Source organism: Bacteroides fluxus YIT 12057 (assembly GCF_000195635.1).
Classification (GTDB): Bacteria; Bacteroidota; Bacteroidia; order Bacteroidales; family Bacteroidaceae; genus Bacteroides; species Bacteroides fluxus.
This window is the reverse complement of record NZ_GL882689.1, coordinates 296544-311915: the sequence shown is the minus strand read 5'-3', so window position 1 is coordinate 311915 and position 15372 is coordinate 296544. Positions and strand designations below refer to the sequence as shown.

At 50.2% G+C, this 15372-nt stretch carries 7 protein-coding genes; all 7 read right to left on the bottom strand.

The genetic code is table 11. The features are described from left to right. Positions 1–32: 32 nt before the first annotated feature. On the bottom strand, positions 33–1286 hold the full coding sequence (locus HMPREF9446_RS15035; RefSeq protein WP_009126584.1) for an L-rhamnose isomerase: 1254 nt from the start codon (positions 1284–1286) through the stop codon (positions 33–35). A 26-nt stretch (positions 1287–1312) separates the two neighbouring features. After that, complete coding sequence (locus tag HMPREF9446_RS15030) at positions 1313–2782, bottom strand: rhamnulokinase (protein ID WP_039969720.1); 1470 nt, start codon at positions 2780–2782, stop codon at positions 1313–1315. Positions 2783–2898: 116 nt separating this feature from the next. Further along, complete coding sequence (locus tag HMPREF9446_RS15025; RefSeq protein ID WP_039969718.1) at positions 2899–6072, bottom strand: glycosyl hydrolase; 3174 nt, start codon at positions 6070–6072, stop codon at positions 2899–2901. A gap of 38 nt (positions 6073–6110) precedes the next feature. Further along, positions 6111–7631, bottom strand: coding sequence for a glycoside hydrolase family 28 protein (locus tag HMPREF9446_RS15020; protein WP_009126581.1), 1521 nt, complete (start codon positions 7629–7631; stop codon positions 6111–6113). Positions 7632–7891: 260 nt separating this feature from the next. Beyond that, positions 7892–9781, bottom strand: coding sequence for a rhamnogalacturonan lyase family protein (locus HMPREF9446_RS15015; protein WP_009126580.1), 1890 nt, complete (start codon positions 9779–9781; stop codon positions 7892–7894). A 5-nt stretch (positions 9782–9786) separates the two neighbouring features. After that, positions 9787–12588: an alpha-L-rhamnosidase gene (locus HMPREF9446_RS15010; RefSeq protein ID WP_009126579.1), complete on the bottom strand. Its 2802-nt coding sequence runs from the start codon at positions 12586–12588 to the stop codon at positions 9787–9789. Positions 12589–12673: 85 nt separating this feature from the next. Beyond that, positions 12674–15199, bottom strand: coding sequence for a glycoside hydrolase family 88 protein (locus tag HMPREF9446_RS15005; RefSeq protein WP_009126578.1), 2526 nt, complete (start codon positions 15197–15199; stop codon positions 12674–12676). Positions 15200–15372: the final 173 nt, after the last annotated feature.

Sequence of the window (15372 nt, the reverse complement as noted above, 5' to 3'; positions counted from 1 at the left end):
ATGTAAAGGGAGGTTCAGGGGAGAGACTATCATTAGTTACGTTTAGAAGTCACATCAGCCTCATATTTCTCTACTTCGGCAATAAACTCTTCACCCACCGGAACATTGTTCTTCAGGCAGAACATATCCCAAACAGCATTCCAAGGAAGGGCTTTTGCTTCTTCAAGCAGAGCCAAGCGCTGGAAGCCCTGGCCGGCCGCCTCGTACTCACGAAGTTTAGCCAACGGTTCGAGCAACGCACGCAACATGCACTTCTGTGCCGCACGCGTACCGATCACGTATGCACCGATACGGTTGATAGAAGCATCGAAATAGTCAAGGCCGATATGCACACGGTCCAATGCATCGCAGCGAACGATTTCCTGGAAGAGTTCAAGGGTAGGATCATCCATAATCGTTACATGGTCGGAATCCCAACGTATCGGACGGCTGACATGAAGCATCAGTTCCGGAACAAACAGCAGCATGGACGAAACCTTGTCGGCTGCGCTTTCCGTAGGATGGAAGTGGCCGGTATCAATCGTAATCAGCTTCTGGTTTTGTACACTATAACCTACACAGAACTCATTGGAACCAACCGTGTAGCTTTCAAGACCGATTCCGAATACTTTAGATTCAAGGCAATCCTTCATATTCTTGTATTCCGTCGCGAAAATCCGGTCAAGAGAGTCCTTGAAAAGCGCCCGGTATTTCATACGGTTCACCGTAATGTCCTTGCTTCCATCATGCACCCAAAGGTTCATGATACAAGGGTCCCCTTGGCGGCGTCCCATTTCTTCGGCAATGGCACGGCAGCGTTTCGTATGTTCCACCCAGAAATCGCGGATGCCCTTGTCCGGATTAGCCAAGGAGAGATTCCCGCTCTTCGGATGAGAGAAAGAAGTGGAATTGAAATCCAGTTTCATTCCGTTTTCGGCGGCCCACTGCATCCAACTTTCAAAGTGCTTTACCTCTACCTGGTCACGGTCCACAAATGTACCGCCAAAATCACCGTAGATTTCATGCAGGTTCAAGCGATGCTTGCCAGGAATATAAGAAGCAGCCTTCAGAATGTCAGCACGCAATTCTTCCATATTGCGAGCCTTGCCCGGATAGTTTCCTGTAGTCTGGATGCCACCCGTCAACGAACCGGCCGATTCAAAACCAAGCACATCATCTGCCTGCCAACAGTGCATGGAGACAGACACTTTCCGGAGTTGCTCCATTACTTTCTCTACATCTACACCAAGGGCGGCATAGCGTTCCTTGGCGATTTCATACGCCTTGTTTATCAATTCTTCTTTCATGATATATGATTTATATGAGTTATAAATTATGAATTGTTCGCTGTCAGTTGCTTAAAGTGCAGATAAGCGGCATCCCAGACCTCCGCATCTTCCGGCAAGAAAGTCTTTAACGGAATGGAACGGTTAATGAGCTGACGCATAGAAGCGATGTCTTTGGCTGTTCCGGCGGCCAATGCCTGAATCATGACATTGCCTATGCCCGTAGCCTCAGACGGGCCTGCAATTACCGGGATGCCTACCGCATTGGCTGTCCACTGGTTTAGCAAATCGTTGCGGCTTCCTCCCCCTATCACGTGCAATGCCTCTATCGGACGAGGGGAAAGACTGCGTAAATTATCCAACACCTGGCGATAGCGTAAAGCCAGGCTCTCAAAAATACAGCGTACTATCTGCCCACGTGTTCCGGGAATGGACTGCCGATGGTCGGAACAGTAAGTCTTGATAGCCTGCTCCATATCCGACGGATTGGCAAACAAAGGGTCATCGGGATTTATCAGGCTGCGGAAAGGCTCGCAAGCATTGGCCTCAGCAATAAGTTCCGGATAAGAGGTCTCCTCCCAAGAAGCACGGCAGCGTTCCAACAGCCACATGCCGCAAATATTTTTCAACAACCGGATTGTGTTTTCCACACCGCCTTCATTGGTAAAATTCAGATTCTCGGTTTCTTTATTGATGACCGGAACATCTGCTTCAACGCCCATCAACGACCAAGTGCCACTACTCAAATAAGCAAAGTTGCGGTTCATTGCCGGTACGGCAGCCACTGCCGAAGCTGTATCGTGCCCTGCCACGGCAATTACCGGTACGGCACCAAGTCCTGTCATCCGTTGCACTTCCGGTGTCAATACTCCAACCTTCTCGCCCGGATAGACAAAACGCCCGAAATGCGCCTGCGTCAGTCCAAGTTCGCGCAGCAGGCTATCTTCCAATCTACGGGTACGGGCATTCACTAACTGGGCAGTACTGGCAATAGTATATTCAGTTACCATCTCCCCTGTCAGCATATAACTCAAGGCATCGGGCATAAACAATAATTTATCCGCCGCTTCCCACGCACTGTCATGATTCCGGCGTAGGGTATCCATCTGAAATAACGAATTGAAATTCATCACTTGAATCCCCGTCCACTCATAAACAGACTTTCTGGGTACACGCGTAAAAAAGGCGTCTGGCCCCCCTGCCGTATGAGGGTCACGATATGAGTAAGGCAGGCGAAGGAAAGCTCCGTCACGGCCTACACAGACAAAATCCACCCCCCAAGTATCTATCCCTATTGAAGTTATCTCGACATCTTCCATCCGTGCCGCTTTCTTCAGCCCTTCAATGATGTGGCGGTAAAGCTCATAAATATCCCAGTAGAAATGTCCTCCGGTTTCAATCAGCCGGTTCGGGAAACGATTCACCTCTTCCATCTCCAAACCATTTGAAGTAAAAGTCCCCAAAATGGTACGGCCACTGGTAGCTCCCAAATCGACCGCAAAAAAGCATTGTTTCATGGTAATTAGTTTTAGTCGCAATTTGATGATACAAAAATAGGGGATTGCTCCCCTACCTTCTGTACTGATTTTGACTGAAAGGGTATCAGATTTGACAATCCGCGGAAAAAGGGGAATCAATTATCCCAAAGGTAATTTTCCGTTTCCAGCACTACCGGCCCCATCAAGCCCGATGGTTGCAGAGAATCCTTAATAGTCCAGTTATTGACCGGTATCCAGGTGCTCCGCTCGGATTCCGGTAAACCGCTATCGCCAATCAAACGATTTTGCCAAGTAGTAACCACCTCAACTTCCAGATGATTTTCACCGTTTTTTACCAAATCCGTTACTTCAACCCGATAGGGCGATGTCCACACTCCTCCGGCATACCGCCCGTTTACCTTTACCTTCGCCATTACACCTACACGATTTAAGTTCAGATAGACGCAACCTTCCGGTTTAGCCGTGAACGTAAAATCCGTTTCATATACAATGGTTCCTGAATAATAACGTATAGGTTCCCGGCCACTTTGACTCAAATCCTCCAGTACCGTATAGGTCTGTACGCCTTTAGGTCCCCGCAAGGTATCGCAAAAAGTCAGCTTCCAAGGCTTGTCGATCCGGGAACAGACTTTTGGATTTGGAAAGTTCTGTGCCAGCAAGTCACCTACAGGTTTCCCGCCAGATTTACGGAACACAATGAAAACACTCTCGTACGGATGAAGTTTCAGAGGCACGACCGTTCCTGTATCTGTCTGCCGGTAAGCCGGTAAAGAACGGATTTTTCCATCAATGGCACTCCATAGTTCCGGCTGCATCCGTTGCACGCGGAATTCCGGACTGGCCGTCACTTCCTTATTTTCCTGATTGGATATGAAATATATTTCCGTTCGCCCCACATTCCTGTGTCCATACAACCATTGTACATCTTCAGGGAATTTACAATCCGGCACGCAGCCAATGGCAGCCAAAGCTTCGGCCATATCCATATTCACCATTAAAAGCCCTTTTCCTATACGGGACATCTTTTTCCGCTTACCGTCCAGCCCATTCCAAAGTTCAGCAGCCAATGCCCTCACTTGCCTGTCCGCCTCTCCATAATTCTGTCCGCTGGGTGACCGTTCGGGGACAGGTCCCAAAACTACAGCTCCGTCATGCAACAATTGTTTGATTTTAGCCAATAATTCCGGTCGCATAGTCTTGAGTTCCGGCAATACCAATATACGGTATTGTGTGCCGTGGGGCAACGTCAACAGACCGTCTTTCACAAACAAGTCACGTTCAATCACCTCAGCGTTGATATAATCAAACTGATATCCCTCAGGCAAGGCCGGTTCTGTCACTCCTGTCATTTTAGGAGCATCCTCACCTATGAAGTAGGCTACGTCTGCCACATTTACCCCTTGTTGCAACATATAGTTTACGCGTTTCAGGTAAGAAGTGAACAAATCCAGTTGGGGATACCATGTATTCAAACGGTTAAACTCACTGCTGAAAGAAGCATTGATCCCCGGAACCCGTTCGTCCGACGGTTGGGAAATATACACATGCAGCAACGTATTATTAATGCCTTCTGTAAAGAAACGGTCTCCCCGCCGTTTCATAGCCGCAGGATAACATGTAAACGGACGGCCGCCGCTTGTAAAAGATTCGGCAGATATCTTGTTCTTCCCATAAATGTGTCCGCAAGAAGAAGCAGCCCGGTTCTCAATATCGCCCAACTCACCTAAACTCCAGAACTCCCCTCCAATTTCATCAGACTGGCCACCATACTGCAAGAATTCACCGGGAAATCCCCAATGCCCGTAGTTCTCAAGCCATGTATGCAACCCATATTTATGACTGACATCACGCAACCCGCCTACGTAGTCGTAAGCTATACGGTCGGCTATCAGACGGCGCATGTCCCATAAGAAACGGTCCGTACGGTCCTGGCTTTCCACTACATATCCTTTATAGACGGGCAAGAACGGCAATGGATCATAACCATAACGCTGACGAAATGACGCCAGAAAATCATCGGTAAAGTTTTGCCCTCCGGTCTCATAACTATCTTGTACAACTACTTTCCAACTCTTGCGGTCAGCTTCCGGAATACGGCGGCAAATCTCTCCCATAAATGCTTCAAAATGCGCTTCCACATGTTTGCGGCTCATTTTATCCGTCTCCAAACCGGTGGCCTCCGGATCAGCCGGACTGTTCTTAACTCCGGTCGGGCGCATTCCCATACGCATGACAATCCAGTTTCCGGCAGGTGCATCCCACTCCAGATTATCGCCATGCAAAGACGAAGAAATGTCCAATACCCGATCCGGATCAACCGCCAGAGAAGCGTCATCCAGCACCGGTTGATCCCGCCATTGATATTCATGCCAATACGGAAGGGGCTTCTGATACATTTTAGCCAACAATTTTTCCGGATAGCGCTCCACCAAAGGTTGTGACAATAATTCTACATTTTCCAGTTCATACCTTTCAGCATTCTGCTCCAACTCCAATCTGAAGTTTCTGCCCACCGTGGCGGGAACGGAAACCACAACCGGAGCATAAGGCTCAAAACCAACATTCAAGGCAGCATTAAAACGGGAAATCTGAAACTCCGCCAACTCACGGTATCCGTTTTCCTCTTTCACCGACAAACGCGCATTGGCTTGAATAGCCTTGGCAGACGGATATACCCGAATGCTTCTCAGCGTAAAATCTTCCGCGGCCGAGAAATCGATAACAGCCGCTTTGCCGGATGCTTGAGGCAAGACTACCTTGCCCGACGACAGAACGGCCGTTTCTTCAGTCGCCGGAAAAGCTATGACTTTAACATCTTGAAAGTCATCGGCAGGCTTTTCCAACGTTATATTGATTTTCCGTCCTCCTGACACCTGGCGGCTGACAGACGTAAGATATCTCATGGCCTGTCCGGGCTTCACCCAAGGACCGCCCGACTGGCTCCACCCCGGGGAATTGAAAATGCCGATTTCAATGCCTAACTCCGTAGCTGTCTTCAGAGCCGTATGCAACACTTTCCACCACTCCTCACTTCCAAAAGCAACCTTGGGATAAGGAGACTTCATCGACCTATTTCCTATACAACCAATGAAAGCGCGATTGATTCCGGCTTGCTTCATCGCATGCAAGTCTTTCACCACTCCCTCTTCCGAAACATTTCCGGCTATCCAATACCAATAAACAGAGGTCTGGATCTGCTCCGGAGGGGTCTTGAAATCCACTTCCATCGTATCTGCCGTTTGTTTACATCCCATAAATACAAGAGACAAACATAAGCAGAGCGCAACCATACGATATCGTTTTTTCATGTTTACTTTTGTTTGATGTTTCATGGTAACCGGCAAATCTATTCTATTCCCTCACAATAGCGTGTCACGATCTTCTCCCCTTCCGTATTGCGGATAGTGACATTCTTCATACTGATATTCTTGCTATAGATAAACTCCGCACCCAAACGTGAAGTTATATCAATATCTTCCAATACAATGCCGTCAATCGGCATTTCGGGAATACCGTTGAAGAACAAGGCACGACGTGCACCGGCACATACAAGGTTCCTGACATGAATATTGCGGAAACAAGGAGTGGTTTCGTCAACCGGCAGCGGTTCCACTTTAGCAGGAACTGTCTCGCCGCTCTCCAGAACTTCTACAGCAGACTTGCCTCCATAATAGAGATTGAAGGTAATCGGCTCCGTCGGAATATCCATCATAGAGACGTTGGTTACCCAGATATTCTCTACAATGCCTCCGCGTCCACGCTTGCTCTTGAAACGCAAGCCTACATCCGTACCCAGAAACTGGCAGTTGCTGACGGAAACATTGCGTACGCCTCCACTCATTTCGCTGCCTACCACAAAACCGCCATGACCTTTAAATACGGTACAGCCATCTACCACTACATTCTCACAGACACGCGCACGACGCCGCCCGTCTTCATCCTTACCGCTTTTCAAACAGATTCCGTCGTCTCCCACATCAAAAGTAGAATTGACAATCAACGCATTCCGGCAAGACTCCAAATCCAGCCCGTCACCATTCTGCGCATAACTCGGGTTGCGCACCTGCACCTCCTCAACCAATACATTCTCACACATCAGCGGATGCAGATTCCAAGCCGGGGAATTCTGGAAAATAACCCCTTGCAGCCAGACGTTCCTGCATTCTATCAGACTCACCATTACAGGGCGCAGGAAATGGCGGACACTCTGCCACTCTTCTTCCGTAATCAAGTGCCGGGGTACATTCATGTTACTGATAGTATCCCCCTTCAAGGTTTCCGGATAAGGGAACCAGTAAGTGGGACGCTTATACACACCGCCACGGCTGACAGTTTGTTTCCATACGCTCTCCGTCACCTTCTCACGCTTCAAAGGACGCCAAAAATGACCGTTGCCATCAATGGCACCTTCTCCCGTAATGGCTACGTTCTCCAGGTTTCTGCCGGAAATGGGAGACTGGCAACGGCGGGTATCCAACCCTTCGAACACGGTCTCCACCAGAGGATAGAGATCTACATCGGGAGAAAAAAGGATAACAGCCCCTTTTTCCAGATGCAAATCGATATTGCTTTTCAATACGATAGGACCGGTGAACCAGACACCGGCAGGAACAATCAGATGCCCTCCACCTTGTCCGGAAAGGGTATTGATGGCACTCGCAAAAGCTTCCGTACACAAATCTTTACCGTTACCTACGGCACCAAAGTCTTTCAGGTTGACGGTACGGTCAGGAAATTCGGGAGCCACTACGCGAGGCATATCGAAAGGCAGGTCACGATAAACCGCTTCATACTTATACTCTGCAGACTGGCAGGAACAGAGTATCCACAAGCAAATAGTTGCAATTACATACAATTGTTTCGTCATTTCTTTATAATGTTTTGAAGCCTCACCTCCGCGGAGGTGTGTCAAAACTGATAAAAGAACGCAAATTACACAAATTACGCCAAAAAAGCGAATCTGATAATCGCTGACTATCAGGAGTCATTAAAAAGCAGGGGTTGTGTAATTCGTATTATTTGTGTTCTAAATCTTTATTTTGGCACACCTGCAGAAGAGAAAGGCATGTTAATATTTACGTTATCAGCTATTCATCAAGCAACCGGTTAGAAAAGATTTTCCTACCATTATTCAGCAGCAGCGCTATCCACTCCTCCTCTCTCTTTCGGAGAAGAACCGGCGGGAAGGCTTCCCAAATAATAAGAAGGTACGGGAGCCTGCGGATACCCCATACTGCGATGTGCCACATAGCTACGGTACAAAGCATCCTGCATCAGCGTCACACGGCGGTCACAGGCCGGAATATTCGTGTGATAGATACGCAATTCCCCGGGTAAAGCCGTAACCAGTTCCTCCCGCCAGTCGCCTTCCATATCCGCCATCAGCAAGATATCTCCTTCGATTCCTTCCGTCAGGACTTCGCCTTTCCATTTCCAGATACTTTGCTTACGCCCGCCCGAAGAAGAACCTGCTCCCCAACGGTTGTCATCCCCTTTAAAAGTCTCACGCAGCAAATCCGCATCCCACCATATCCAGTTGCGACATCCCGGCACTTCCTCTCTGGGCACTTCCAGTTTCCTTCCGTCGGCAGTCAGCAGATATCTATCCGTACTGCCACCTTTACGGTCTTCGCTGGCAAAACATTCCAGACCGGGATGGGCAGCATCAAAATCGGCCACCATGCCATCGCCCACATGATAAGTAGCGTGCCCGATGCCCCAAACCAATTTTCCGGTAGCGGCATCTACAACAGAGACGCCGCGGCCGTCTTCTTTCTTAGGTTCGCTGACCATAAACACTTGCATGCCTTCCATACCGGGGTGCAATTTGCAAAGATACGCCTTGTCACTATGCCCCAAACCGGAAGACCATAAAAGCGTTCCGTTGTCGTCAAGCATGCACGAGCCCAGCAAGATTTCATCACGGCCGTCACCGTCCACATCCCCAGTAACCATACTGTGTGCCCCCATACTGCGGACAATCGGATTCTCCTCGTCACCGTCCCAACGCCAGGCACGCTGCAGCTTACCGTCTTTCAACATCCAGGCATCGACAACCATCAGTTTATAAGTACCGCGCGCAGCCAATATAAACGGTGTCTTTCCATCCAGATAAGCCACTCCCATCTGATTGCGGTTCTGGCGGATCAGATTACCGTAACGGTCATTGCGTTCGGGCCAATCCACACGGTCTATCTCCTTCCCGGTCATTCCATCGAGCACCGAAAGATATTCACTGCCTCCGCAGACACGTCCTTTTTCGTTTTTCACAAAATCGGTACCGGCAGTCTTGATCGCTACCTCCGCCTTGCCGTCGCCGTTGAAGTCATAGACTATGAAGGGGGAATACCAGATACCCGGTTCGATGCCGGGTCCCATATCGTATGTCCACAGATAAGTGCCGTCACTCAGATAAGCAGAAATCTTATACGTCTTCCCGGTAGTGTCACCCGGCATGCCCGGATCGACATTCGTTTCGGGAGTACGGACGATATAGTCGTAAGTACCGTCACCATTCAAGTCGGCAAGAGCTATTTTCCCGGCCTTGGCACCGTCTTTCAAGCGGATGGAAGTATAAGCCTTCAAGTCCCGGAGCGCTGCCTCCCGCTTTTCCGAAACAGCAGGTTTCTTTCCCTTCACAATGGCTTCTACCCAATAGGAGGCCTGGGCACAAGGGGCAGTATCCACAAAATCACAAGTCCGGCCAATCGCTTTCTTCGTCAAACGCCGTACTTTTCCATCTGCCTTCCGATAAATATGGAAAGCCGTGGACGGTGCATCGGACGCCAACAAACGCCAGCTCAGATACACGGACTTGCCATCCCGGGCAGGAACAGCCACCAGTCCCCGATTCAGTTGTTCTGTAATCCGCTGTTGCGCAAACCCTTCCACCAATGGTTTCGGTTCATGCTTGGGATCCAGTATTTCATAGAAATAATGCCGTTCACGCGGATCCTGGGCGTACAAAGCGCAGACGGCACAAGCAAGCACTGCCCACGTAAAAAAGTGTCTTTTCATGATGTCTATTCTTTTATCGTTCTGACAGGTACAATACGCACAGGCCCCAACAATCCGCTTGGAACAGGTTGCCATCCGGCATACGTACCTTTCTTATAGCCAAGTGCCGCCATATTTATATCCTTAAAAATGCGCCATTTCACTCCGCGACGGTCCATATCGGCTATGCGGTTTGCCGGGAGATTGGTAACCTCCACTTCCAGAGTGTTCTTCCCCGGACGCAAATACGGCCCGATGAAACAGCGGTACGGTACAGCCCATAGCGTAGCCACCTCCCGCCCATTGATGCGCACGCGCGCACTTTCACGCACATCACCGAGCGAAAGCAGCCAGTCTTCGGCGGCAGCGGGATTTTCAACCACAAAAGTAGTGGTATAGCCACCCGTTCCCATCGCAGTCTCCGCGCCTTCAAAAGATAAATCCGTCCATGAGCCGAGAGAGATCGAGTCGGGCACATTCCCCACAGCAGGAATACTCTCGACCCAACGGAATCCCCAACGCCGGTCGGGTACCTTGTTCCAGGCCAAATCGCTTTCCGGTGTGGCGCAAGGAGTGTAATATCTCCACGCCGGAGCCTGTACATCAACTTCCGCAAAAGTTTTCAAGAGTACCGACTCTCCCGAAGCAAGTTGCAGAAAGACCTCCGTCTTGCCGTCCTTCCGGCGGATACGGGCTTTTCCCGACGTACCGTCCATCGGATTGTAGAGCATTGCCGAACGGGCGGATACGGCCAAAGGTATCCAGGCTTCAGTATCTTCGGCAGTCAAGGCCGAAATAAAATAATGGGCACCCTCTGCATGGGCACGACGGATACAACTCAAGCCAAACCCGGTTTTCATCGCTTCGGGAACAGCCATGGTCTGCGCCAGTGTCCCGGCATAATCCGTACCGAAAATTACACGTCCGGCCGTGCCCGGTGTACTGCCCATTTTCCGGACATCACCCAATATACGGTTAAATTCGGCACGGCGCTCCTTCAGCCGGGCATAGCCGGGCACATCTTCCGGATATTGGTCAAGGAAAACGACAGTAGCTCCTTCCTTTGCCAGATTCATCAGTTTCTCCAACACATCCGCAGGCATCAGTCTGGCTCCGGGGATGACAAGAGCCTTATAGGCCGTCCCGCCGGAGGTTACGATCTTTCCGCCGGCAACCTTTGCCGTACGGATAAAGTTATCAGAGATATAGTCCATATCATATCCCGCATCGTTGATACGGTGTACAGCCTCTATAAAACGGGGAGCACGCTTCGCCATCTTGTGAATGTCGAACATCAGCAGCCGCCCGTCCTGCTCCTGCCAAAGATCATACACGGGAAGATAAACCAGGAAATCATTGTCCGGCTTGCCCGCCTGCAGGAAACTCTGGCAACGGGTGATATACTGGAAAAACGCCGGTGCATCCCGCCAGATACTATTGGTGGGGCTCATATCCACAGTGGCATAGAACTTCCATCCCGGCCATGGGGCTTCGGCAGGCGAGTAAGTAGTACCATGAAAATAAGTATGGTTCACCCCGGATACAAACATCAAGTCTATATCGGGCTTGCATTGCGACAAAGAAGTCCGGAAATGTTCAGTCAGCCAGGTAAAGGTCTCCGAGGAGGTATAGGGCTTCCCGGCAATGTGGGCAGCAGAGGACGCATACTTCAACATAGACAGGTCCGAATCATTGGGACGTGTCAGAGAGTCCTTGCGCAACCCGCGGATGCCGAAGTCAGACAACCCGAAACCTTCACATTCGGGCACATCCACCGTAGCATAGAGATCTATCAGATTTCCGGGAGAGCCATGTGCCTGATTACGGGTTTTGGAACCGTGCCGATGCGCCCATTCGGTCCACTGGCGGGTAAAATTCTCCTGGAGAAGTTCAGCAAGCGTTTCACGATAATCGGAAATGATGCGTCTGGCAGCCTCCGTCCGTTCGCCCTCAGCAAGGAATTCCGGTAAATGTTCTTCCAGCTTATAACCGCGACGGGCAAAGAACTCGTCAAAAAGCCCAGCAGTCCAGTCGGCTTTATAGACTTCATAGGAATCATTGAAGAAATGATGCGGATAGGCAGTAGCGGCAAGCCGGGTAGTCCCTGCCGCATGACCGGAAAAAGCCCGTTCAAAGCGTCCGAGGTAATTCCGGACGGCACGGGCGGAAAAATGGTCCATTACATATCCCTCCCCGCCGGGAGCCGCACGTTTTACTTTCTGCAAGGTTTTCCCACAGAAAGCAGCTATCAGGCGCCACTCTCCTTTCGGAGCTTTCCAGTCAAGTACACCGTCCTTTACTTTTGCCGTCAAATCCAGGCACCGGGCAGGTCCGAAAGCCATCAGCCGTTCCAGCCCGGCATAAGGGCGCTGCCTGGCATCCGCCACCTCCACCTTACAGGCCAGCCGTTCTCCCCCCTTCAATCTATATTCCGTAATGAACAGTTTACAGGCAGCATCTTCTACCGCCACTTCCGGTCCTCCAAAAGGCCAGCCTGTACCTGTATTCATATCAATCTGCATACCCAGCCGGTATGCTTCACTCTCTGTATGTTGCAGCATCCGCATCCATTCGGGAGAGAGGAACTGAATTTCATTGGCATCATTGCCCTGCACTCCATAAATAGGCGTCACTTCCATCGTTCCCATACCTGCCGCGGCATACTCTTCCAGATTACGGGTAAGGTTCCCTTTATCTACAGCACTCCCCATCCACCACCAGCGGGCGGCAGGCTTGGCTTCCGTCTTGGCCTCAGGCCAGGCAATGTCCTGCGCCGGAAGAGTACCGGCGGCAAACAAAGCCAATATCAAAAAAATCTGTTTCTTCATACACCGTACTATTTACCATCTGACGGCATCCGGCGGAACAAGGATTTTCAATCGTACGCCGTCAGACCGTAAATTCAACTATTTCTCATTTCTCCAGTTCCAGGCATCCCATAATGAATGGTCCTGTGGCTTTTGCGTCGTTATCCCGCATCTTTTCACCTATATAATATTCAAAGCTGCCGTCACGATACGGATGTCCGCCAAGTCCGCCTACCTGGCAACAGCGTGTCAAGGTCAGCGTACCGTCCTGCTTCTCGACCAGCAACTTATCTTTCAAACCTTGCAGAGCCTTTTCAGCCACCGCGCGGTATGTTGCATCGATATACCCTTTATTTACCGCTTTTGCATAAGCATACATGCACTGAGTGGTTACGGAAGCTTCCGGGAAATTGCCCTTGCGCTTGGGCTGGTCTATCACTTGATACCACAAACCATTCTTATCCTGGTATTTCGGCAAGGTTTCCGCCAGGCCTTTGATATAACCGATCAAGTCGGCACGCCCCGGATGACCTTCAGGAATGAAATCCAGCGCATCCACCATCGCCATGAACCACCAGCCGATGCTGCGTCCCCAGAAGTTAGGAGAATGTCCGGTTGCCGGGTCAGCCCAACGCTGGCTCTTGCTTTCGTCCCAGGCATGGTGATACAAACCGGTCTTGGCATCATACGTATGCTCATGGCAAAGGCGGAATTGCTTCACAGCCTCGTCAATCCATTCCGGTTTATTGAATTCCGCACCATATTGGGCCATAAAAGGAGAGGCCATATACAAACCGTCCAGCCACATCTGATGTTGATAAATCAGTTTATGCCAGAACCCTCCCTGCAATGTACGGGGCTGGTTCTTCAGTTGCCCGACAAGCGTATCCATCGCTTTCTTATACCGTCCGTCACCCGTTTCACGGTAAAGGTCAAACAAGACTTTTCCGGAATTGATAAAGTCCAGATTATAAGTAGATTTATCATACAGATGAATTTCTCCCTTATCATTAATCAGCGAGTCGGCCCACTGCTTCACATAGTCATAATAACGGCGTTCACCGGTAGCTTTCCACATCTGCAGCATGGCGCAGCAGCCCACTCCCTGCGCATAGCCGAAGAACAGGCGCTTGCCATGGTCCAGCCGGTAAGCCTGCGGAAAACGCAACATCTCAGAATCGGCAAACCAACGTGCATACGAACCCGGCTCCCAAGCATCACTGCGGAAAGGCACGGCAGGCAGACCTGCCTTGTTATATAAATTCACACGGAAGAAATTACAATACCCATAGCGCACAGCTACCGGAACCGCAACCTGCGGAGCAGACACCTCCAGACGACTGCCACGTATCACTGCCGTAGCCGGATAAAAACGCCGGTCGGCTCCGGCTACGAGGAAACCTTTCACCGGCTCATGATCCGGTGTCATCAATCCATCTTCGGCATAGTCGAAGTCCAGGACAGCTTTATTGCCTTCCACTTTCAGAGTCTTGAAAAGCGGGCCCGAACAGGCTACCTCTTTTCCATACTGCCTGGCAAGCGCCCACAATGCCAGGCGTTCACCTGCCACACGCTTCCCGCGCGGATGGATGTCCGTAGAATCGGCGGCATCCGTCACTACGCTCATGCCTACATTTTTCAGTCCGCCCTGCCATGTCTTGAGCTGTGCTTCACGAATCCCGGCAGGCTGCCCTTTATGAGGAGCGATCTGCATAAAGTAGAAAGGCATGTCGGGCTGCTTCCACTCCTTGCGCCAACTGTTTATCAGATTGGTAAATACCTGCTGGTAGTCTTCGTAACGAATCGAGTTGGACTCACCCTGGTACCAGATATTGCCTTTCACCGTATATCCCAGGATAGGCTTGATCATGCCGTTCCACAACGTGGCAGGCACCTTGCAGTAACCTTTTTTCTGCTTCACATTCTCCAGGGCAAAATCTTTCAGCACACCGGCATAAAGCGGGTTTTTCTTCATCACCTCCATCTTTGTCCACGATTCGGCATGTGTACCGCCCCAGGTGGACTGTATCATACCCACCGGGGCATGCAGTTCCTTATGCAGCTTACGGCCGAACACAAAACCTATTGCAGAGAAATCATAGATGTTCTTCGGGCTGCAAACCAGCCATTCTCCCTTGCAGTCGTCCATTTCCCCTTCCGGCGCCAACTGGTGTTCCACACGGAATAGCCGCAACTCGGGATAGTCGGCATCTTTCAGTTCCTCGGCTTCGGTAGTCATGCCCGTCATCCATTTCATGTCCGGATGCTTGCACACGGGGTATTCCATATTGCTCTGGCCGGTACAAAGCCAGACTTCACCGATCAACACATTATTAATAATAATCGTATTTTCACCGCTGACGGTCACGGACTGATTCCTGGCAGCCGCAGGCGTCTTGAGCCTCACCGACCACTTGCCGTTTGCGGAGGCCTTTGCCGTCACAGCCTTGTCTGCCCACGAGGCCTTTACCGTGACTTTTTCACCGGGTGCCGCCTTGCCCCACACATTGACTTGCGTATTTTGCTGCAGAACCATGTTATCGGAGAAGATAGCAGGAAGCGTTACTTTTGCCGTTATCGGACACAGAATAAAAGAAAGGAAAAAGGCCGTTAGCCCTAAAAACTTTTTCATGTGCTTTAAATAGTTTAAATTACAAGATCCAATAATTCTCTTTGCGCCAAAAAGTTGGCACGGCAAATATAAAAAGTTTCCGGCAGTTATCACCTTATTGTTTTGGCAGTTCTCTTATTGTTTTTGCCGTTTCGGACAAACTCCCTGACTTCAAGCCTCCACCTTGCCACAAA

What these genes read in the sequence shown, in the direction of transcription:
- HMPREF9446_RS15035 (WP_009126584.1), bottom strand. Translation starts at nt 1,286, where the DNA reads ATGAAAGAAGAATTGATAAACAAGGCGTATGAAATCGCCAAGGAACGC.
- HMPREF9446_RS15030 (WP_039969720.1), bottom strand. Translation starts at nt 2,782, where the DNA reads ATGAAACAATGCTTTTTTGCGGTCGATTTGGGAGCTACCAGTGGCCGT.
- HMPREF9446_RS15025 (WP_039969718.1), bottom strand. Translation starts at nt 6,072, where the DNA reads ATGAAAAAACGATATCGTATGGTTGCGCTCTGCTTATGTTTGTCTCTT.
- HMPREF9446_RS15020 (WP_009126581.1), bottom strand. Translation starts at nt 7,631, where the DNA reads ATGACGAAACAATTGTATGTAATTGCAACTATTTGCTTGTGGATACTC.
- HMPREF9446_RS15015 (WP_009126580.1), bottom strand. Translation starts at nt 9,781, where the DNA reads ATGAAAAGACACTTTTTTACGTGGGCAGTGCTTGCTTGTGCCGTCTGC.
- HMPREF9446_RS15010 (WP_009126579.1), bottom strand. Translation starts at nt 12,588, where the DNA reads ATGAAGAAACAGATTTTTTTGATATTGGCTTTGTTTGCCGCCGGTACT.
- HMPREF9446_RS15005 (WP_009126578.1), bottom strand. Translation starts at nt 15,199, where the DNA reads ATGAAAAAGTTTTTAGGGCTAACGGCCTTTTTCCTTTCTTTTATTCTG.